Raw genomic sequence first — 442 nt, forward strand, 5'->3', positions numbered from 1 at the left:
TAACATACTCTTCTACTTTTTCTTTGCTTTTACTAATAGAAATGGTGGGAATTGTTTCAGCTTATTAATACGAGCTTGATCGTACATTTTAAATACTTCCTCAGACTGCCCGAGGTCTTTTACACATTGAATTTCAAAGTCATTTTCTATTAAATTATTGAAGATTGTCTCAATTGTATGATGATATTTATAAACATCCGCACCTAGCCAATTTGCTGAGCGAGAAGACTCATCAAAATAATGTTCCATTCGTAAAAATATACCTTTGTCATCTTCTAGTGCAACTTCGGGTTCTTTAGTGGCTGTTTGTATAGGATGTTCCATTGTAAAGAGTAACGTGCCACCACTATTTAATAGCTGATTCAACTTCTCAGCGCATCGCTTAAAATCTTCAATATAATGAAACACAAGAGAAGATACGATTACATCATATGTTTCATTC

General features: G+C 33.5%; 1 protein-coding gene. It reads right to left on the reverse strand.

Going from position 1 to position 442, the window contains the following annotated elements:
- Positions 1–12 precede the first annotated feature (12 nt).
- The coding region (locus IDG64_RS14415; protein WP_206171360.1) for a methyltransferase domain-containing protein at positions 13–442 on the reverse strand (430 nt) is incomplete at its 5' end.

It is taken from the genome of Staphylococcus sp. EG-SA-15, assembly GCF_017151895.1.
Classification (GTDB): domain Bacteria; phylum Bacillota; class Bacilli; order Staphylococcales; family Staphylococcaceae; genus Staphylococcus; species Staphylococcus aureus.